Source organism: Microcystis sp. LE18-22.4A (assembly GCF_027531105.1).
GTDB classification, from domain to species: domain Bacteria; phylum Cyanobacteriota; class Cyanobacteriia; order Cyanobacteriales; family Microcystaceae; genus Microcystis; species Microcystis aeruginosa.
In genome coordinates this window covers 26,035-46,942 of record NZ_JAPZRB010000151.1, presented here as the reverse complement: position 1 = coordinate 46,942, position 20,908 = coordinate 26,035, and the positions used below count along the sequence as shown (strand labels likewise).

At 41.0% G+C, this 20,908-nt stretch carries 17 protein-coding genes; 13 read left to right on the top strand and 4 right to left on the bottom strand.

All coding sequences use genetic code 11. From position 1 onward, the window contains the following. Positions 1–343 precede the first annotated feature (343 nt). Positions 344–1,540: a DUF4377 domain-containing protein gene (locus O9295_RS07015; RefSeq protein ID WP_288032475.1), complete on the bottom strand. Its 1,197-nt coding sequence runs from the start codon at positions 1,538–1,540 to the stop codon at positions 344–346. A gap of 263 nt (positions 1,541–1,803) precedes the next feature. On the opposite strand from O9295_RS07015, the gene O9295_RS07010 reads away from it, so the two are divergent. The 3 genes from O9295_RS07010 (at position 1,804) to O9295_RS07000 (ending at position 3,309) form a co-directional block, all read left to right on the top strand. Beyond that, positions 1,804–2,148 (top strand): YbaB/EbfC family nucleoid-associated protein, encoded by a 345-nt coding sequence (locus O9295_RS07010; RefSeq protein WP_149987929.1) that lies wholly within the window; start codon positions 1,804–1,806, stop codon positions 2,146–2,148. Positions 2,149–2,207: 59 nt separating this feature from the next. After that, positions 2,208–2,930: a pyridoxine 5'-phosphate synthase gene (locus tag O9295_RS07005; protein WP_288032482.1), complete on the top strand. Its 723-nt coding sequence runs from the start codon at positions 2,208–2,210 to the stop codon at positions 2,928–2,930. A 67-nt stretch (positions 2,931–2,997) separates the two neighbouring features. Continuing rightward, the gene (locus tag O9295_RS07000; RefSeq protein WP_045358973.1) at positions 2,998–3,309 is read left to right on the top strand and encodes an MgPME-cyclase complex family protein; all 312 of its coding nucleotides are present in this window, start codon (positions 2,998–3,000) and stop codon (positions 3,307–3,309) included. Positions 3,310–3,527: 218 nt separating this feature from the next. On the opposite strand, the gene O9295_RS06995 is transcribed toward O9295_RS07000, so the two are convergent. Next, on the bottom strand, positions 3,528–5,168 hold the full coding sequence (locus O9295_RS06995; RefSeq protein ID WP_288032474.1) for a DUF655 domain-containing protein: 1,641 nt from the start codon (positions 5,166–5,168) through the stop codon (positions 3,528–3,530). 221 nt (positions 5,169–5,389) lie between these two features. Here O9295_RS06995 and O9295_RS06990 point away from each other — a divergent pair, with 221 nt between their 5' ends. The 6 genes from O9295_RS06990 to O9295_RS06965 all read left to right on the top strand — a co-directional run bounded on the left by O9295_RS06990 (position 5,390) and on the right by O9295_RS06965 (position 10,944). Further along, the gene (locus O9295_RS06990) at positions 5,390–7,816 is read left to right on the top strand and encodes a dynamin family protein (protein ID WP_288032473.1); all 2,427 of its coding nucleotides are present in this window, start codon (positions 5,390–5,392) and stop codon (positions 7,814–7,816) included. A gap of 205 nt (positions 7,817–8,021) precedes the next feature. Beyond that, the gene (locus O9295_RS06985; protein ID WP_288032472.1) at positions 8,022–8,882 is read left to right on the top strand and encodes a formylglycine-generating enzyme family protein; all 861 of its coding nucleotides are present in this window, start codon (positions 8,022–8,024) and stop codon (positions 8,880–8,882) included. Then, complete coding sequence (locus O9295_RS06980) at positions 8,842–9,237, top strand: nucleotidyltransferase family protein (protein WP_353851847.1); 396 nt, start codon at positions 8,842–8,844, stop codon at positions 9,235–9,237. The genes O9295_RS06985 and O9295_RS06980 overlap by 41 nt, the downstream gene beginning before the upstream one ends. After that, positions 9,224–9,394 carry a hypothetical protein gene (locus O9295_RS06975; protein WP_288032471.1) on the top strand — a complete coding sequence of 57 codons (171 nt, stop codon included), beginning with the start codon at positions 9,224–9,226 and terminating at the stop codon, positions 9,392–9,394. Before O9295_RS06980 ends, O9295_RS06975 begins: the two co-directional genes overlap by 14 nt. Positions 9,395–9,398: 4 nt before the next feature. Continuing rightward, positions 9,399–9,998 (top strand): Uma2 family endonuclease, encoded by a 600-nt coding sequence (locus tag O9295_RS06970; protein WP_287969449.1) that lies wholly within the window; start codon positions 9,399–9,401, stop codon positions 9,996–9,998. Between the two features lie 49 nt (positions 9,999–10,047). Next, positions 10,048–10,944 (top strand): AEC family transporter, encoded by an 897-nt coding sequence (locus O9295_RS06965; RefSeq protein ID WP_288032470.1) that lies wholly within the window; start codon positions 10,048–10,050, stop codon positions 10,942–10,944. A gap of 371 nt (positions 10,945–11,315) precedes the next feature. On the opposite strand, the gene O9295_RS06960 is transcribed toward O9295_RS06965, so the two are convergent. After that, positions 11,316–13,220 carry a polysaccharide biosynthesis protein gene (locus O9295_RS06960; protein ID WP_288032469.1) on the bottom strand — a complete coding sequence of 635 codons (1,905 nt, stop codon included), beginning with the start codon at positions 13,218–13,220 and terminating at the stop codon, positions 11,316–11,318. Between the two features lie 394 nt (positions 13,221–13,614). On the opposite strand from O9295_RS06960, the gene crtH reads away from it, so the two are divergent. Further along, a complete protein-coding gene (crtH, locus tag O9295_RS06955) occupies positions 13,615–15,126 on the top strand; it encodes a carotenoid isomerase (RefSeq protein WP_288032468.1) in 1,512 nt (503 codons plus the stop codon). A 235-nt stretch (positions 15,127–15,361) separates the two neighbouring features. Next, positions 15,362–17,041, top strand: a complete 1,680-nt coding sequence (locus O9295_RS06950; protein ID WP_288032467.1) for an ABC1 kinase family protein — start codon at positions 15,362–15,364, stop codon at positions 17,039–17,041. Between the two features lie 708 nt (positions 17,042–17,749). Here the strand turns inward: O9295_RS06950 and O9295_RS06945 are convergent. Beyond that, positions 17,750–17,887 (bottom strand): hypothetical protein, encoded by a 138-nt coding sequence (locus O9295_RS06945; protein WP_170915387.1) that lies wholly within the window; start codon positions 17,885–17,887, stop codon positions 17,750–17,752. Between the two features lie 478 nt (positions 17,888–18,365). Between O9295_RS06945 and O9295_RS06940 the strand changes: the two genes are divergently transcribed. Both O9295_RS06940 and O9295_RS06935 read left to right on the top strand, forming a co-directional pair. Next, positions 18,366–20,090, top strand: coding sequence for a diflavin flavoprotein (locus O9295_RS06940; protein WP_288032466.1), 1,725 nt, complete (start codon positions 18,366–18,368; stop codon positions 20,088–20,090). Positions 20,091–20,366: 276 nt separating this feature from the next. Beyond that, positions 20,367–20,867: a phosphate-starvation-inducible PsiE family protein gene (locus O9295_RS06935; protein WP_002763297.1), complete on the top strand. Its 501-nt coding sequence runs from the start codon at positions 20,367–20,369 to the stop codon at positions 20,865–20,867. Positions 20,868–20,908 lie beyond the last annotated feature (41 nt).

Genomic DNA, 20,908 nt, shown 5'->3' with positions numbered 1-20,908 from the left:
GAAAAAATCCTTAAATTAAGGACTTTAAGAGCAAGTCTGCGATTAAAAACTCAATTTTGCGGGAGATATAATAAAAAAGTAAGCTATTAAGTAGGGAGGCACAATTATTTGTAGGATGGGTTAGCGGTAGCGTAACATAATCGGGCGTTGGGTTTCATGCTTCAACCCAACCTACGTTCTTTTTCTCCCTATCTCCCTATCTCCCTATCTCACTGATAACTGATAACTGATAACTGATAACTGATAACTGATAACTGATAACTGATAACTGATAACTGATAACTGATAACTGATAACTGATAACTGATAACTGATAACTGATAACTGATAACTGATAACTGAATTAGTTTCTCACCGCTTCTGTTTCCACTTCTTTGGGAACAATAACCGGCACTCCGCTGACTGTTTCGATTTGATAAATAACGCGACTTAATTGGGAAGGACAACAGAGAGGATCCGTGTCTTTATAGCGATTAAAAACCACAATAATTCGATCGCTATTTTGTAAAACAATTCTCTGAGATGCCCCATCAGCGCGAGAATCCATCGGTCGCGGGGAAAGAGTGCCAGCGAATTTACCATCGACAAAAACAAAGTCTTGATAACCCATCGGTCGGCACATTCCATCCACTCCACTCATGGCCGAAATAATGCTAGTTTTACCATAGGTTTGCACGGCCCCGTACAGTAACCATCCTGCTTTATTAAGCGCTTGATCATTGGCAGTAATTGCCGGACGAACCTGTTCACGACACTGGTTATCAATCACGGTTTTAACGGGAGATTTGGGGATAGGTGCCTTGGCTTTATTCCAATTAGTTAACGGTCGATCAAACCAAGCTCGCGGAGTCTCTTTTTCTGGGGTTTGGCTAATAACTTCTAATAGCTTCCATGTTTCCGAATTTTGATTATTAGCTGGATTTGAGACGGTTTCAACGCTAACTTTAATTTGATATAAAAATCCTGGTTTATAATCAAATCCCTCGATACTATTGGCGAACAATCTCCAGTTTTCCTCTGGTTTTTCTCGCATCTGTAAACAGTCTTTGGTTGGGCCTTGGCTACAGGGTTGTTTCCTAGAATTGATATAAATTGTCTTTTCCGTGCGCGTGGTGGTCGGTGCGGGGGTAAAAGTGAGGATTCCTAAACCTTCGGGAGTACGATAAAATAATTGTAAATCGCCTTTAGCTGTCACTTGGAATTGTTCCACTCCTTGCAAGGCGGCCAGATATTGATTTTCTTGTTTCATCTGCGGTTCCGGACAAGCTTTTTTGGTAGTAGCGATCGCTTGGTTGATCTGGAACGTGCCATTATTGACTTGATAGCCGGTATTATACTGGTTGCATCCGGCCGAACCACTGAGGATATTTTTCTGGAAAGCGGCAGTAATTTCCGTTTCTTTGACCAAACTTCCGGCTGTCCACCCCCTTAGTTTCCATCGAGTCCCCTCCAAAGGGGAAGTATTAGCGATCGCAGCTTTCCCCGCTAAAGCACAACTTAGGGCAATTGTCAAGAAAATTCCCGTTTTTTTGGCGTTCAAAATTGCTATTCTCCTCGTCAAAGCAACAATTGTATTATGGCGTGGGGTAATCGACTGAGTGGTTAGGATAATTTTTCGGATTTCTCTTTCTGACCATCCCGTGACGGATGAAGAGAGAACAAGTTCCCTCAAACCTTAACCCAGTCAGAAAGTCATCGTTGTCAATAATCACTTTTTGCCCTCAAATGGCCAAAAGTTGACCCCAGTTCACCTTAAGCAGTACAATAAAAACCTTGAGTGACCCCTTAAACAAAAAAAACATCATGGCACAAGGACAAGGATTCGGATTCGGTCTCGGTAAGATTAAAGAATTACAAGACGCTTTCCAAAAAGCGCAACAGGTGCAACAAGGGGCCAAAGTTCTGCAAGAAGAACTGGAAAATATGGAAATTCCCGGCCAGAGTGAAAATGGCTTGGTGACAGTCTATCTCAGTGGCAACCAAGAACCCCGGGGGATTGAAATCGACCCTTCTCTCCTCTCCCAAGATCTGGAGATTGTGGCTGGGTCTATTCTAGAAGCCATGAAAGTCGCCTATAGTGCCTCCACGGAAACCATGCGCAGCAAAATGGAAGAACTGACCAGTGGTTTAAATATCCCCAGTATGTAATCGCTTTTGACGGCAATGGTAAGATGGAAAGTTGGACTAACAAACAAGGAGGTTCAACTTTGCTGACTTTGGGTGTCAATATCGACCATGTGGCCACAATTCGCCAAGCGCGCCGCACCGTGGAACCGGATCCCGTGGCGGCGGCAGTTTTGGCCGAAATCGGTGGTGCTGATGGCATTACCGTTCACTTGCGCGAGGATCGTCGTCATATCCAAGATCGCGATGTGCGGATTCTCCGGCAAACGGTGCGGACTCATCTGAATCTGGAAATGGCCCCGACGGAGGAAATGATCGCCATTGCTCTCGATATTAAACCCGATTATGTCACCCTTGTCCCCGAAAAGCGCCAGGAAGTGACCACGGAAGGGGGGATCGATATGCTGGGCAATTTTGACCGTTTTTGTCGGGTTGTAGAGCGCCTGCAAGCGGCTAATATCCCCGTTAGTTGGTTTATTGATGCCGATTTTGCCCAAATTCAAGCGGCCGCTAATACGGGGGCGAAATTTATTGAACTCCATACCGGTCAATACGCCGAAGCACAACAGGAGAGCGATCGTCAAGCATCGTTAACAATTCTTAAAGAAGGTTGTGAATACGCTTCCTCTCTGGGTTTGCGGGTGAATGCTGGTCACGGTTTGACCTATGGGAATGTTTATGCCGTCGCCTGTTTGCCCAATATGGAAGAATTGAACATTGGTCACACAATTATCAGTCGTGCGGTTTTGGTCGGGTTGGAACGGGCTGTTAGGGAAATGAAATTGGCTATGCGTGGACAATTGTAAAAGCCATCAGCTATCAGCTAATCTCCCGACTAACGAACAATTACACTGAAAAATTAAAGGAAAGATGATGACAACTTATTATTATTTGGTAGCCAGTCAAAAGTTTTTAGAAGAAGAAGCGATCGAAAAGGAAGTTTTGAAGGAAAGAATCAGGAATTATCAAGAAAAAGGTCAAGAAATTGATTTTTGGTTAATTGCCAATCCAGCTTTTTTAGATGCTCCCGCTTTTGCCGATATCAAAAAGAAAACTCCCCAACCGGCAGCGGCGATTGTTTCTCTCAATCAACAGTTTATTACTTGGCTGAAATTGCGTCTAGAATACGTTATTACCGGACAGTTTGAAGCTCCTTCCGATAGTATTCCCGAACCGTTAAAATAACCCTTTTGGACTGTGGTAAGTAAGTGGTTCTAATTAAATAGAAGATAGATTTTGGGTTCGATCCCCCCTGCCCCCCTTGATAAGGGGGGTGCCAATAGGCGGGGGGATCCCCCTTAATAAGGGGGGCTGACGATTTTAACACCTACCTACTTAGCTTGCCGTAACAAGGGAAAATTGCTAGTTTTTGTCTATGGCAAAAAATACAGACGAGGCAATCATTACCAGCTGACTTTGCCTTGGAGCTTGCTAATTTTTCCCTGACCGATTCCCGATACTCGATCCAAATCTTCTAGGGAAGTAAAGGGTTTTTGTTGCCTGGCAGCGATAATTTTTTCGGCTAATTTGCCACTGATACCGGGTAAACTATCTAATTCTTCTTTGGTGGCGGTGTTTAAATTAATTAAGCGATCGCTTTTAATTGTTACAGATTGGGGGCAGTTTTTTCTATCCTGTTCGATCCGATTTTTAATAGTTTCCGGCAGTCCTAATTTAGCGGTACGGTAAAGATATTGAAATTCTCGATCGAAATGAGCGGCAACGGTGGGATTATCGATAATAACTAAAGCTTCATCGTTTTGATGGTTAGCAGCTCTTGACCAATTATGAGAACCAGTAATCACAATTTTATCATCGATTAAACCGAATTTATGGTGTAATTTATCTCCCGGGGCTAGATCGGTAACTCCTAGGGTATTAATTGGGTTTTGCCAAGGCTGATTATCTGGTTCATAACGACATTTATTACTGAGAGCAACTCCTAATAAATCTAATCCTTCGCTATAGTATCGGAAGGCAAAACTAGGATCAATTAAAGCTTTAATTTCTATCCCTTTTTGATGTCGTTGGGCGAGAATATTAGCTAGAGGCTGTTCCGTCAGGACAAACAGGGCTAAATTCACGGATTTTTCAGCTTTATTTAAAGTTTCACCAATGAGACCATTGCTAGTAATTGCCCAGGGATAAGTGGTAGAATCGGGGGAAAATTTTACCGTCAGACTACTATTACCGATAGTAATTTTTTGCGGTTTTCTTTGGGGTTTATCTAACCCAAATCTAGGACGATCTTCCCTTCCCCACATCAGATTAAATTCTTGTTGAAAAACTCTAGCTAGTGGGGGATTAGTAATGACTAATAAGTGATTGGCATTCCCGACAGTTTTGGGATTAGAAAAGTCTCCATGAATATCACTTAAGGTATAGTTAGCTGAACTGATTAAAGTAGTGTAATTATCAATAACCATGAATTTATGGTGCATTAAACTGCTACCTTTTGAGCGATCTGCCCTATCATCAATTAGGGGAATACCAGCTTTTTTGAGGATAGTAATTGCATCTCTTTGGGCGATTTCCTCCGCACTTAATTTACCATCTCGATTTAGATCAACTAAGTCAAAAAGGTTTTGATAACGTTCCTGTTCTCGATCGCTTGATTGTTCTTGATTTTTAGCTAAACTATTAATCGGTTTATTGTAAATATTTTCGAGAATAACCCTAACTTTAATTCCCTGCTGATGACGAGCAACTAAAGCTTGAGCGATGGCGGGTAAACGTAACTCTTGCACCGCTAGATCGAGCGAACTTTTTGCCGAGTTGATATGATCAATAATAACCTGTTCTAAATTATCCCCCGGGCGATTAATTTGGCGATAGGGATCGGTATAATTTGAACCCTGGGCTTGATTATAATTAAAATAGACTTGAATATATTGATCTTGGGGCAAGGGTTGGGGACGATTTTGGATAACATTCAGAGAATGACAGCCACCCAAAAGAAAAACTGTTCCTAACAAAAATCCCAACTGTCCCATAGGCCGAATTTTTTTTAATCTCAATTTATCTATTGCCATTTTTGTCCACATAATTATCATTACCCTAGGATTCAGGAGGGAATTTTTACCTAAGGAGGTTCTCGGAAATCTGTATGTACTAAATTGATTATAATCAATCCTGATTCTAGATTGAAGACGATGGCTTTGTCTTTGATTGCTTAAATCGCTGACCAAAGATGTGACATCTAGTTAGGGAATTTTGTTATAATCTGGGGAACAATAGCACTGTTCTTCTAGATTTGGGTTTTACCATGACTGAACTTTTACCCCAATGCAGTAATCTGGCTGGTAATGTTAACAGTATAATTGAACTATTCAAAGGCGAATCCTCTCTCCGCAATCAACAGGATACCAGCAAGATAGAAATTGCCCTACAAAAAGTTATTTCTCCCAAATTTGAAATCGTTTTTGCCGGTGCTTTTAGTGCCGGCAAATCAATGTTAATCAATGCACTTTTAGAGCGAGAATTGCTGTATAGTGCCGAAGGACACGCAACGGGTACAGAATGTTATATTGAGTACGCAGAAGCTGATGGGGAAAGAGTGGTTTTAACCTTTCTCAGCGAAGTAGAAATTCGTACTTTAGTCGATACCGTCTGTCAAAATCTGCAATTAACTAATCCCAGTAACATTAATTCCCCCGAATACTGTAGTCAGTTAAACCAATACTGTCAAAAAATTATCGAACAGGAAGGGGGAGAAGGCAAATCCGAGCGAGCTAAACAAGCTCAGGGTTTAAAATTATTAATTGAAGGATTTACTCAAAATCGTGAGCGGATCCATACGCTGCATAATGCCACCTATTCCATGGAACAATTTCACTTTTCTAATTTAGCAGAAGCGGCAAGTTTTGCCCGTCGTGGTAGCAATAGCGCCGTCTTAAAACGTCTAGAATATTACTGTCATCATCCTCTCCTTAAAGATGGTAACGTTTTGGTAGATTTGCCCGGTATTGATGCCCCAGTCAAAAAAGATGCCGCATTAGCCTATCGTAAAATAGAGCATCCTGATACTTCAGCAGTGGTTTGTGTTTTAAAGGCTGCTTCTGCGGGAGAATTAGCCACAGAAGAAACGGAATTACTCGAAAAAATTAGCTCTAATGCTGGTATTCGTGATCGAGTTTTTTATGTTTTTAACCGCATTGATGAAACCTGGTACTCAGCCCAACTAAAACAGCGTTTAGAGAACCTAATTCAAACGCAATTTCGTGATACTTCCCGCATTTACAAAACCAGCGGACTTTTAGGGTTTTATGGGTATCAGGTGAAAAATCAAACCAATATTAATCAGCGTTATGGGTTAGATTCTATCTTTGCCGAAAGTGTTAAAAATTTAGGAGGACAAGAAGAAACACCGCAATTTGTCAGCGAGTTTAATAACTATTGTGCCAACTCTGGTAAATTACTGGCAACTCCCTTTAAAGTTTCCATCCACGGTTATGAAACTCCTAATAAAAATTACTTCCGAGTTTTAAGTGAGTGGGGAACTCCTTTACTAGAGCAGTTAATTGCTGATAGCGGTATCGAAGAATTTCGCAGGGCAATTACTCGTTATCTTACCGAAGAAAAACGTCCGCAATTGTTTGCAACTTTAGCTGATGATTTACAATCTCTCTGTATCACTCTCAAAAATCATTATCAAGGGATTTATAGTGATTTAGAAAGTCAACCACGAGAAATTGAGGCGATGAAAGCTCTGGAGTTAAATCACCTCAATCAAGAGTTAAAGGAAGTGGGAGAGAAATTAACTAAACATATCGATGGTTATGTCAATGCTATCGTGGTTAATAGCGATGAAAACTTTGAGGAAGACTTTAAGAAACTGAAAGCGAGAATGGTATCAAGATTGGATGAGTTATTAAATACTTTTTCTGTTAAAAATGCTTACTCGCAAGCGACTTTAACTCATCCTCGCAATGCTACAGCACCTTTATTAGCAGTATTAGTGGAAGCTTTTTATTATCTGTCTAACCAGCTAGAAGATGTGTTAATTGAGGAGTCAACCAGTTTAATTAGTCGCTTTTGTCAGCGTCTTTTAGATGCGGTAAGACAAGGTGATTATTATCGGCAAATCTATCGTTTATTAGGCAATGATGGCCACCTAGAAAGTCAGCTAAAACAGCTAGAATTGCAGTTAATTCATGCCTTGATTTCCGAAGCAAAAACTGAGTGTGATCGCTATGTAAGAGAAAATCATAATTTTTACAACGAAGGCACTTTTTCGATCTTTCAATTTCGGGAAACTGTGCAACAAACTGCCCAAGGTTATGACTGTGAAAGTATTCTTGCTGCCGAACCTGCTATCCGTCAATTACTTAAGTTAGATTTTGAGCCAAAAGTATCAGCAACAATTCATAAAAACTTCCGCCAAACTGTTAATAATACTCTGAAAAATCAATTGATACCAATGGCAAAAAAACAAGCGGATACTATTCTACAACAGTTCAATCAAGCTCGTTCTTATCTAGAACAAACTTTAGAACAGGAAGCAGCGGAAAAAATTGCGAATAATGCCCGAAAACAGGAAGAAATTCACCAAAAAATTGAGGATTATAATCAAGCGATCAACTCTCTCAATACTTGTTTAACTGCTATGGGTTTACAGAAAAATCATTTACCTGTAATTGGTGAACAAGAATTAGAGATTGTCCCTGAAGTTGTTAATCACTCCAGCAATTAATATGGGGAGTGGGAAGGTGGGAAGTGGGGGGAAACAATCCATCTGTTAAAAACCGATTTGCTGTCAAAGCAAAAAATTAATTAAAATTAAAACTCATCGGGGGATAAGCGATCGAAGTCTTGTTATTCTTAAACTGGTAGGTTTTGGGATTTTTCTAGGCCCGCAGCTTAACCCGATCAACCGATAACCGATAGAGGGGTGCAGAATGGGAGAATGGTTAGATTTTACCGATGAAGTGGTCACTGTTAATGGCAAAGGTGAGGAAATTAAACGGGAAAAAGTCACTAATCGAGGTTATAAATATTTTTTAAGCAAAAAAACCTTTTTAGAAATGATTTCTATCCCTAGCGGTCAATACCTCATCGGTGCGCCCAAAAGCGAGTTAGGCTGGAAATTGAGTCAAAGTCCCCAATCTCTGGTTAATATTCAGGCTTTTTGTCTGAGTCGCTACCCAATCACCCAACGACAATGGCGCGAGGTGGCAAAATTAGAACCGGTAAATATTGAACTTAATCCCTATCCGGCCCATTTTGAAGGTTATGATCGCCCAGTAGAACAAATTAACTGGTGGGAAGCGGTGGAATTTTGCGATCGCCTATCCCGTCTCACCGGACTCAATTATCGTTTACCCGCAGAAAAAGAATGGGAATACGCTTGTCGGGGGGGTACATCAACCCCCTTCCACTTTGGCCCGACAATTTCCACTGATTTAGCCAACTATTCCGGGGTGGACTGGGATTATGGCGGCAAAGTGTGCAGTTCTGGTCGTTATGGGGAAGGTCGCCTAGGATGCGATCGCAGGGAAACCACACCGGTGGGAATGTTTGCCGTCGCTAACCCTTTCGGACTCTACGATTTGCACGGAAATGTCAGGGAATGGTGTGCAGATTACTGGCGCGATAACTACGAAGCAGCCACAATAGAAGATAGGGACAGACGAGTTTTACGCGGCGGTTCCTGGAATGACGGTCCCAACAAATGTCGCTCGGCCTACCGAGTCAAATTTATGGCTACTGCTGGACTCTATGATATTGGTTTTCGTGTCGTTAGCGATAATTCTCCTTAAATCTGAAAACCGATCACTGATTACTGGTGACAGGGAGGTGAAAAAATTGAACATAGAACTACCCCAGCAAATAATCAGCGAATTTTGTCAGAAATGGCAGATATCTGAAATGTGTTTATTCGGATCGGTTTTGCGGGAAGATTTTCGTCCAGATAGCGATATTGATATACTGGTCAGTTTTCAAGATAGTGTTTCTTGGGGACTTCTGGAGTTTTCGAGGATGAAACGGGAATTAGAGAATTTATTGGGACGGAAAGTTGATTTGCTAACGAAAAAATCGATCGAGCAGAGTCATAATTGGATTCGTCAACGAGAGATTTTAGGGACAGCGCAAGTGATTTATGTGGCGGGATAAGGCTTTTTTACTAGATATTGTCCGAGCAGGTCAATTAGCTCAACAATTTGCCGAGCAACTGGCAAAATTGGCAGGTGTTGGTCAGACAATTTTTGAAAATGTACCGCTCCTCGATCGAGAGTTAGAATTGATTTTAGAGACAATAAAGGTGATTTAACCAAATGATTGCTAACTTTGACCATAACTATCTTTCCCCGGAAGATTATTTAGCAACGGAGAGAATAGCCAAGTATAAACACGAATATATTCGCGGTCAAACCTACGCCATGGCTGGTGCAAGTAAAGCCCACGGTATGATTATTATCAACTTAGCCACACTTTTAAAAAACCGGCTGCGGGGTAGTGGTTGTCTTGTCTATGCCACAGATATGAAAGTTCGTCTAGAAATAGCTAATAGTTATTTTTATCCCGATCTTGTAGTTACTTGCGACTCGCGAGATAATCAGTCTTTCTCGGAAGATTTTATCCGTTATCCGCGCTTGATTGTAGAAGTATTATCCCCCACTACGGCTGCCTTTGCTCGCAACGCGCTCGCGAAGCGAGATCGGGGTGATAAATTTGCCGACTATCGTTCCCTTGAAACTTTAGAAGAATACGTTCTTATCAGTCAAGAACGCATCAGTGTGGATTGTTTTCGTCGCAATGACGAAGGATTCTGGGTTCTTTATCCCTACAGCAAAGGAGCAGATATTTATCTAGCTAGTATCGATTTTCACTGTGCGATCGCATCTTTATATGAAGATATAACAGAAATCCGTTAAAAAATCAGATCAGTTTTTTTCTATGTACTATTTACTTTTTACTTGATTAATGCTTGCTATTCTCTCCGCTATTATTCCAGTGGGTTTTATTATCCTCATCGGTGTGATAGCAGGAAAAATTCTCACCGTTGAAGTGCATTCCCTTTCCCAAATCACGGTGTATATTCTTGCTCCCGCTTTGGTGATTGATGGACTCTATCGCACCACTTTATCCGGCAGCAATATCGGTTTAATTCTCCTAGGCTTTGCCCTTATTTCACTGGTAATAGTGATTGTCGTCGAAATTATCGCCTATTGTCTCAGTCTCGATGATGATACCCGCAAAAGCCTCATGGCTGCCGCCGTGATGCCTAATAACGGTAATATGGGTTTACCTGTGGCTAGTTTTGCCCTGGGTGCGGCCGGACTGGAAAGAGCGATAATCTATATGATTGGCTCTAGTATTCTGTTATTTGGTATTAGTCCCGCTTATTTGCGAGGAAAAAGCTTTCTTTCAGGATTTCGCCTAGTTTTTCGCTTGCCCTTAATCTGGTCAATTTTTATCGGCATTAGCTTTCAAACTTTCTCTTTTCATCTTCCCCTGCAATTAGATAAAAGTATTAGCTATCTAGGACAAGCGGCAATTCCTTTGGCTTTAATTATCCTAGGTATTCAATTATCTCAGCAAAAATTAGCGATCGGTAAATTAGAATTATTAGGAGCCGGTTTGCGTCTTTTAGTCGCTCCTCTTTTGGCATTTGCGATCGGCAGTAGTTTAGGATTAACTGGTATGGATCTAAAAATTCTTATCCTACAGAGTGCCATGCCCACCGCCGTTAATACCGTCATTTTAGTCACAGAATTCGGTGGTTCAGCCGCTTTAATGGCCCGCACAGTTGTGGTCACTACCCTTGCTAGTTTTCTGACTATTCCTTTCTTTCTTTGGTTATTAAAAGTCTATTTATAGCAGTTATCTTAAGGGTGAGGTGCGAAGTTTTCGTTTTGGGGAGCCAGTATTCAGTTATCAGTATTCAGGGGGTGCATCTCATTTTGGTAAATCTACTAATTTGGGATTTTTAAGGGGAAACTTTCTCCTAAAATTGGGCGTTACTTTCGGTTTTATCACTCAACCCTAGGGTTGAGTGATAGTAGGGTTGATTCATGAATCAACCCTACCCAAACCCCCCGTTGGGGCCCAAACCCCGGAGCGCATTAGTTTTTCGGTGGGATGCTTACACGCGATTGTTCATATTTTTGTACTAATTTAAGAGTCACTGATAATTGCTAATTGTCGGTATTTCTGCAAATGTGGGATGCACTCGCTAAAACTCCTCTTTTTCACTTTTTACTTGACAAATTACCGGCTATTTGCTGCGGGGTCCGGTATTCAGGAACTAAATCTTGTAGGGACTTAACTAAGCCCTGACGGTCATTAAGTTGAATATAATTAAGCAGTTGCTCTAATTTGATTTGCAATTTGTCCCAAGCAAGAAAGTGTTCATGAGCGCAAAAAATCTTTGGGTGAGCGGTGGGAAGAGCTTTATCGGTATCGATTAATAATTCTTCGTAGAGTTTTTCCCCTGGTCTTAATCCTGTGATTTCAATATTGATATCTTGTCCTAATTCCAAGCCACTTAAACGAATCATCTGTAGGGCCAAATCGTAAATTCTTACCGGTTCACCCATATCTAACAGGAATACCTCACCCCCTCGGGCCATGGCTCCTGCTTGTATAACCAAACGCACCGCCTCTGGAATAGACATAAAATAGCGAATAATATCGCGATGGGTGAGGGTAATATTCTTACGTTGGGCGATTTGTTCCCGGAAACGCGGCACCACGGAACCGCTACTATCGAGAACATTGCCAAAGCGGACGATAGCGCAACAGGTGGAAGTGTCGGGTAAAGCGGCCAAAGCTTGCACGACTAACTCAGCACAGCGTTTACTGGCCCCCATAATGTTAGTCGGTCTGACGGCCTTATCGGTGGAAATGAGAACTAAATTACTAACTGAATTCTCGATCGCGGTCTGAGCGACATTTAAGGTTCCCCAAACATTAGTGTAAATCCCCTGACTAGCATTGGCTTCCACAAGGGGAACGTGCTTATAGGCGGCCGTGTGATAAATTGTCTCAATCTGGTGTTGTTGGATGACTCGGGCCAGATGATTGCGGTCGAGAACATTGCCTAGATAGGCATACTTGCGTAAATCGGCATAATTTTCACTTAAATCGAGATCGATTTTGTAGAGGGAAAACTCGTTTAATTCGTAGATTACCAAGCATTTTGGCTTGAGGAAGGCGATTTGTCGGCATAATTCCGAACCGATGGAACCGCCCCCCCCAGTGACTAACACCGCTTTACCCGTGACATTTTTTCCCAAAAGTTCGGCATGGGGTAGAATTTCTTCCCGTCCTAATAATTCCGAGACATCGACACTGCGAATCTGATTGATGGCCGCTTCTCCCGATAAAATTTTTGAGAGGGGAGGGACGGTTTTGATGACGATGGGTAAAGTTTCTAGACTTTCGATGATTTGCCGCTTTTTGGCCTTGGCTACATTCGGAATAGCGAGAACAACCCAGTCAAAGGCCCGTTTTTGGTGCAGTAGTGTCAATTGAGAGGGGGAATAAACCCTAATGCCTTGGATAACTCGCTGCTGCAAATCGGGATTATCATCAACAAAGGCCAATAAACGATAGTGGGGGTCATTTTGTAGGGAACGTGCTAATTGACAACCCACAACCCCCGCACCATAGATAACAATTGTCGGTTCCTTATCTACACTACTGACGTAAATATTCAGACGGTGAAAGACAGAACGAATCAACAATCTCACCCCAATAACCAATACTAGGGTTAACAATGCGTCGATAATCAGGACTGAACGCGGCAAAAAGGCATCCCTTTGAAAGTAGGCCAGACTGATTAAAACCCCTGAACTATAGAGAACCGCTTGCATTACGGACGAAAGAAACTCTAATCCTGTATAACGTACTACGGGACGGTAAATACCTTTGAGATAGAAAACTAGAGTTTTAATGGCGATTAAGCCCAATATTTCCCCTAAAAAAGGTCTAATTTGCTGATATTCGAGGCTAAGATTAAACCTGAGAGAGAAGGCTAGATAGATGGTTAGACTAAAAATAAGGCAATCGGTGACCATTAAAAGAGATCGCTTCGATGACCTAGATAGGGAATTAGCTAATTTAAGGATTTTGTTGGCCAGTTTTCTATACATTATCCAATTGATTAATTAATTTTAGGTAAAATGATGTTTGGCTCTCCCCGACTTGGTGTGATAATCAGTGTTTATCGTTTCTAGTAGTCTTGCTAGGCAAGGCTTTGAAGACTATCTTTCCAGAAAATTATCCCTATTCTTCTTGCTTCCACACAGAAACAAGAAGAGCCAATATATTCTTGATAACAGTAGAGCTGCCGAGCTGCCCGTCTTTCCGGAGATGATATCACCCAAACCCAATTATGTCAAGTGGCGGGATTTGTCAAGACTTTTTTTCCTTTTACCAACTTTTCATCTCTCCCCAAAAATTTTCTGCTCCCGCAAACTAGCCGATAAATCACCGCTAGTCAAGGTTAAAATCAAGAATTGACACAAAAATTTATCGAGTCAAGTTATGAGTAATCAGTACGATGCGATCGTGATTGGGTCGGGAATCGGGGGATTGGTGACAGCGACGCAATTAGCGGCAAAAGGGGCAAAAGTCTTAGTTTTAGAGAGTTATCTGATCCCGGGGGGCAGCGCGGGTTATTTTGAACGAGAGGGTTATCGTTTTGATGTGGGTGCTTCGATGATTTTTGGTTTTGGCAAAAAGGGGACGACTAACCTCTTAACCAAAGCTTTGGCAGCGGTGGATATGAGTATCGAAACCATTGCCGATCCCGTCCAGATTCATTATCATCTCCCGGACGGATTAGACTTAAAAGTTCATCGCGACTACGAACAATTTTTACAGGAATTAATTAGCCATTTTCCCGCAGAAAAAACCGGTATCCGGCGCTTTTACGATGAATGCTGGCAGGTGTTTAATTGCCTCAATAGTATGGATTTACTATCGCTGGAAGAACCCCGCTATCTGACTAGGGTTTTTTTCCAGCATCCCTTATCCTGTTTGGGATTGGTCAAGTATTTACCCCAAAATGCGGGAGATGTGGCCAGAAAATATATTAAAGACCCGAAATTATTGAAATTTATCGACATGGAATGTTATTGTTGGTCGGTAGTACCCGCCGATCGCACTCCGATGATTAACGCGGGAATGGTCTTTAGCGATCGCCATTACGGCGGAATTAACTATCCCCGAGGGGGAGTAGGACAGATTGCTCTCAAGTTAGTCGCGGGATTGGAAAAAGCCGGTGGTGAAATCCAGTATCAAGCGAGAGTTACCAAGATTATTTTAGATGCAGGACGGGCGATCGGGGTAAGATTGACCAATGGTAAGGAATATTACGCTAAAAAGATTGTTTCTAATGCCACCCGTTGGGATACCTTCGAGAAACTACTCCCCCCGGAATCTCTCCCCCGCAGTGAAAAAAATTGGCAAAAACGCTATCAAAAATCCCCCAGTTTCCTCAGTTTGCATCTGGGAGTCAAGGCCGATGTATTACCGTCAGGAAGCGAATGTCACCATATTTTACTAGAAGATTGGGAAAATATGGAAGCAGAACAGGGAACTATCTTTGTTTCTATTCCTACCTTACTCGATCCCTCCCTCGCACCCCCGGACCATCATATCATTCATACTTTCACCCCTAGTTGGATTGATCAATGGCAAAAACTGCCCCCCCAAGAATATCAACAGAAAAAAGAGGCCGCTGCTCATCGTCTCATCGATCGCCTGAAAAAACTCTTTCCCAAACTAGATACAGGATTAGATTATATCGAAATTGGCACGGCCCGCACCCATCGCCGCTTTTTGAATAGAATCGATGGCAGTTACGGCCCAATACCGCGAAGAAAACTGTTAGGCTTATTAGGAATGCCCTTTAATCGCACAGCTATTCCTAATCTTTATTGTGTGGGAGATAGTACCTTCCCCGGTCAAGGATTAAACGCAGTGGCCTTTTCCGGTTTTGCTTGCGGTCATCGTCTAGCGGTAGATCTCGGTTTACCTCGTCCCAGAGATTAAAAGCTGAAAATCAGGATTTTTACCGGCGAATTCGGCAACAGTTCCGGAATACTTGACAGCGTTTCTCAGATAGATGATCTGCATTTTTGCAACTGGAGTTTTTACTTCGGCAAGGTTTAATTTATACTTCACCTTGATGAGAAACGCTGTAGATCGGTTTTGCTGATGACTGATAACTGATAACTGATCACTGATCACTGATCACTGATAACTGATGACTGATAACTGATAACTGATGCTTACTCCTTTTGATTCCCCCAAATCTTTACATTGGCAGCAAAGCTTGCGAGCGCCGATTGTTCGTCAATTGGAGATATTTAGCTTTACAATGCAGTTTTTGACTTTTTTGCTCTGGGATCGTTTAACGGGGGCTAATAGGGGCAAAAAACGGCAAAGGAGAGCGAAATGGTTAGTTGATCGCCTCATTAATTTGGGACCAACTTTTATTAAAATTGGACAATCTTTATCGACGCGAGCAGATTTAATTCCGCTCGAATATATCGAACAATTAACCCAATTACAGGATCGAGTTCCCGAATTTAATAGTCAAGAAGCGATCCGAGTTATTGAAACAGAATTAGGACAAACCCTAGATAATTTATTTGAAAGTTTTACCGTGTCTCCCCTCGCTTGTGCCAGTTTAGGACAAGTGCATCGAGCGCGGTTATTAAGTGGGGAAGAGGTCGTTATTAAGGTACAAAGACCGAATCTGGAAGGACTATTTAATCTCGATTTTGAATTGTTGCATCGTCTCACCCGTTGGTTAAATATTTTCCCCGGGGTGAAAAAATATAATTTAGAAGCTATCTACCAAGAATTCTTTGAGCTACTCTTTCAAGAAATCGATTATATTCATGAGGGCAAAAATGCCGAACGCTTTCGGGAAAATTTTAAGAATTATCCTCAGGTAAAAGTTCCTTTAGTTTACTGGCAATATACCACCCGCAGGGTATTAACTTTGGAGTATGTGCCGGGGATTAAAGTGGATGATCGAGAGACTTTACTAGCTAACGGTATTAATGTAGATGGGATTATTCAACTGGGGATCTGTTCCTATCTCAAACAACTATTACAGGATGGTTTTTTTCAATCGGATCCCCATCCGGGTAATATGGCAGTCAGTCAGGAAGGGGAGTTAATTTTCTACGATTTCGGCACGATGTTCGAGTTAAAGTCCGTCGCTAAAGATCAAATGATTGAAACCTTTTTCGCTATCTTGAGAAAGGATACAGAAACAGTCTTAAAAACCTTGATGTATATGGGTTTAATTGAACCCGTTGTAGAGCTGCAACCCGTGCGAAATATCGTGCAGTTTCTCTTAGATGAATTTCGCGATAAACCGGTAGATGTGAGGGCCTTTGAACAAATTAGCGATCAAGTGTATTTAATGTTTAAACAGCAACCTTTTCGCTTACCTCCCCAAATGACTTTTATTATTAAATCTGTCACCACTTTGGATGGGATTGCCCGCTCTTTAGATCCCCAGTATAATTTATTAGCAGCTAGTCAACCTTTTGTGAAAAGTCTAGCGGTATCGGGAGGAACTACCAACACCATGCTTACCCTAGCTAATCAAGCGCGCACTTTTCTTAAACAACAATGGCAAAAAGGTAATAAAAACGAGAGAATGATCCGTCAATTAGAGGAAAAAATCGAGCGAGGAAATTTAGTTTTTCAAGTTAAGTCACGGGAAAATGAACGACTTCTGAAAAGAATTTATCTGGGAATTAAAATATTAATTAATGTCTGTCTATTGGGATTTAGCATTATCTCAGCCATATTTTTATTAGACACCAACTATAGCAAACTGGCCATTATTCCCTTCAGTTTAGCTGGGTTATTTGCTTTATTTTTTCTGCGTTCTTCCATGGCTTTATTGATTCAGGAAAGATTAGATAAAATGTTAGACAAGTAAAGAATTATCATTTTTATTAGTAGATGGTTTTTGTTATCGGCAACAAAAATTAAAGTTTGACGGGCTGTCTGTTGACAAGATTTTCCAGAAATTATCATAAGGAAAATGTTTTCATTGTACCCCGCAGCAAGAGGACAGGAAAATGTTGTTAAAATCTTTAGCCCTTAGTTCCCTTGTCGGATTATCCTTAGTTACATCTATCGCAAATTTATCAATCCAGTCAGTTAGTGGGACTTAGGCGTTTTCGGTCAGCAAAAAAGGCTCAAATCATTACGGGACAAAGGGTTAACCTCGATTTATGATTTTCCTTGATATATCTGGGTTTCAGCGATTTTGGGCTTCTCGAAGTAAATCCCAAGCGGGGATTGGAGTTGAGGCTTTTCTCGATTTGTTTTTTGTCTAAGTCTCATTAGTTCCTTTAGCTGGAGAGATTGCTGTGAGAATCCAACAGACGGTTTATGATTGTGTTTATCGGGCTTTTGCAGTGCATAAAAAGCTGTCCAATGATCACAACAGATGAACGTTTTTTTAGGCGTTACAGGGAGATAGTTTAGGGTCTTATTTATTTTGGCTAGGGACTTCCAGAAATTACTCATAAACGAAAAAGGCTATAATGTTAAATAAATTATCTTAATAAACATGACATCAGAAACCGCCAATTATGATGAACCTTGAAAAAAAGCATTAAGCGAATATTTTGAAGCGTTTTTATGCTTCTTCTTTCCCGAAGTTTACCAAGAAAACGGGTTTCTCGAAGAAACCCGTTTTCTTGACTTTAAGACAAAAAAACGTTTCGCCAGCGCGGAATAGCTGATAAATATCCTCAAGGGTTAAAGGTTCACTCATAGACTGACATCGAAAACAAAACACCCCCTAATCATTTTAGCGATTCGGTCGAGAAAACCGAGGAGAGCGAGAGAGCAAAAACGAGATAAATATTAAGAATTATGTAAAAAGCTTGACAAATATGTAAAAGTGCAATTTTAAAAACCGAGGACTAAGCTAACTTGTGGATACGACGCACAATTATTATTCATACTAAATCCGTTGAGTATAGGCTATTTATGAGGACAGGCAAAAGGTACTCATGCAAGAGGCAAAAGGGGCAATAAATAATCAGTCTTTAATAACCGGATTTAGTATTCAGATCTTGATTCGGCAAGGCCAGCACTCAAATTAATACTCGCAATCATAGAGAAAAGGTTATATAAATCTAGCTAATCATTTACTTGAGTAATTGGTATTTTACAAATCGCTGAAAGCAAGTCACCATAGGAATTAAGCAAATGCAGTTCCGAATCAAATCCTGTGGGAGATAAAAATTATGGTTGCTTTAATCACCCCAAAACCCGCTAAAACCAGCCGTTTAACCACACAAATCCAAGAAATCGCCGAAAATACTTTTACCTTGCGCTGTTTGGATTGGGATCGCGATCGTTTTGATATCGAATTTGGTTTAGAAAACGGTACCACTTATAACTCTTTTGTTATTCAAGGGGAAAAAACCGCCCTAATTGATACATCTCACCGCAAATTCGATCGCCTTTATCTGGAGGAATTAACTAAACTAATCAACATCAATCATCTTGATTATTTAATTATCAGTCACACCGAACCCGACCACAGTGGTTTAGTCAAAGAAGTTTTGGAATTAGTCCCAGAAGTTACCGTGGTTGGGGCAAAAGTTGCCATGCAATTCCTCGAAAACATGGTACACAGACCCTTTAAACAGTTAATCGTTAAAAGTGGTGATACTTTAGATTTAGGCAATGGTCATGTCTTAGAATTTGTTTCAGCCCCTAATCTTCATTGGCCTGATACTATCTTCACTTTTGATGCTAAAACTGCCACCCTTTTTACCTGTGATGCTTTCGGAATGCACTTTTGTGATGATCAAATCTACGATCGAGAAAAAGACCTGCTAGAAGCCGATTTTCAAACCTATTATAACTGTCTGATGCGACCGAATGCTCGTTCAGTTTTAGGGGCAATTAAAAGAATCGAGAAATTTGAGATTAATCTCATTGCCACTGGTCACGGTCCCCTATTAAAACACCATATTTCTGATTGGGTGGGACGCTATCAAACTTGGAGTCAAGAACAAACTTCTGCCGATACTTTAGTGGCTATATTCTTTACCCAAGATTACGGACAAAGCGAACATTTAGCTACTATGATTAGTCAGGGTTTGACTAAAACTGATGTGGTGACAGAATTAGTCGATATGAATAATGCTGATCCCCACGAAGTCAGAGAATTAATCAATCAGTCTAAGGGAGTTGTCATCGGAATGCCTCCCCAATCTTCCCTGACTAACCAGACGATTTTAAGCACGATTCTTGCTGCAGTTAATGGCAAACAAGCGGTAGGATTATTTGAGTCAGGAGGTGGGGAAGATGAACCAATTTTTCCCTTGAGAAATAAATTACAGGAAATGGTCGCGATCGAAGCTTTTCCTCCTCTTTTAGTTAAAGACAATCCCAATCAATCCCTCGATTTTATTGCCGATGAAGCAGGAACCGACCTCGGCCAATGGTTAAGCCGAGAAAAAACGATTAAACAAATTAAATCGATTAACAACGACTTAGAAAGAGCTTTAGGCCGTATTAGTACCGGATTGTATCTAATTACTTCCCAAAAAGCCGATTTATCTAGTGCCATGATTGCCTCTTGGGTGACACAAGCAAGTTTAAATCCTTTAGGTGTGGCGATTGCAGTGGCCAAAGATCGGGCAATGGTATCCTTTTTACAGCCTAGCGATACCTTTGTTTTAAATGTTTTAGCTGAGGATAATTACCAGAAATTAATGAAACATTTCCTCAAGCGTTTCTCTCCCGGTGCCAATCGTTTTGAAGGCATTAAAACCTATACTGCCAATAATGGATCACCAATTTTAGCGGATGCCTTAGCTTACATAGAATGTGAAGTCACCAGTCGTTTAGATTGCGGCGATCATTGGGTAGTTTATTGTACCGTTAATACCGGACGAGTTGCCCGTTTAGATGTCTTAACTGCTGTCCATCATCGCAAAGTTGGCAACCATTATTAACAGTTATCAGTTATCAGTTATCAGTTATTAAGTAGGGAGGCACAATTATTTGCAGGATGGGTTAGCGGTAGCGTAACATAATCGAGCGTTGGGTTTCATGCTTCAACCCAACCTACGTTCATCTTATATTTAATTCCACCCACCTACTTAGTTATCAGATTTGATTGTTCAGTGGATAGTGTTAAGTAGGAAGTTGCCGCTTTCTTTTCACTGATTACTGTTTACTGCTCACTGATCACTGAAACATCCAATTCTATCAATCTTAGGAGAAATAAAATGTACGAACCAATTAAAAACCCTTCCCCAATGATGGTGCGAGTAGTGCAAGTCTTAGAAATGATTCAAGATTTAATTGTCATTTCTCTCTGTATCGGTTTATTTAGCTTCATGGTGTTAGAAGTCAGAGAAATGTTTATGTCTCTGCTGCCACCGATTCAATTTCGGATTATTACCGCCGATATTTTATTCCTCTTAATTCTAGTAGAATTGTTCCGATTGTTGATTATTTATTTGCAAGAAAAACGAGTTTCTATCGGTGTTGCCGTGGAAGTTTCTATCGTCTCGGTTTTGCGAGAATTAATTGTCAGAGGAGTCCTAGAAACTAATTGGACACAAGTATTAGCTGCCTGTGCTTTTCTAATAGTTCTCGGTACATTAATGGTGTTAAGAGTTTGGCTTCCTCCCACCTTTGAAGGTATCGATCCTGAACAAAAAGTTTCTGAACGTTATCGTCAACATTTAGTTAAAGAATTAACTGAAATAAACAGCAAAATTTAGTCAGTTATCAGTTATCAGTTATCAGTTATCAGTTATCAGTT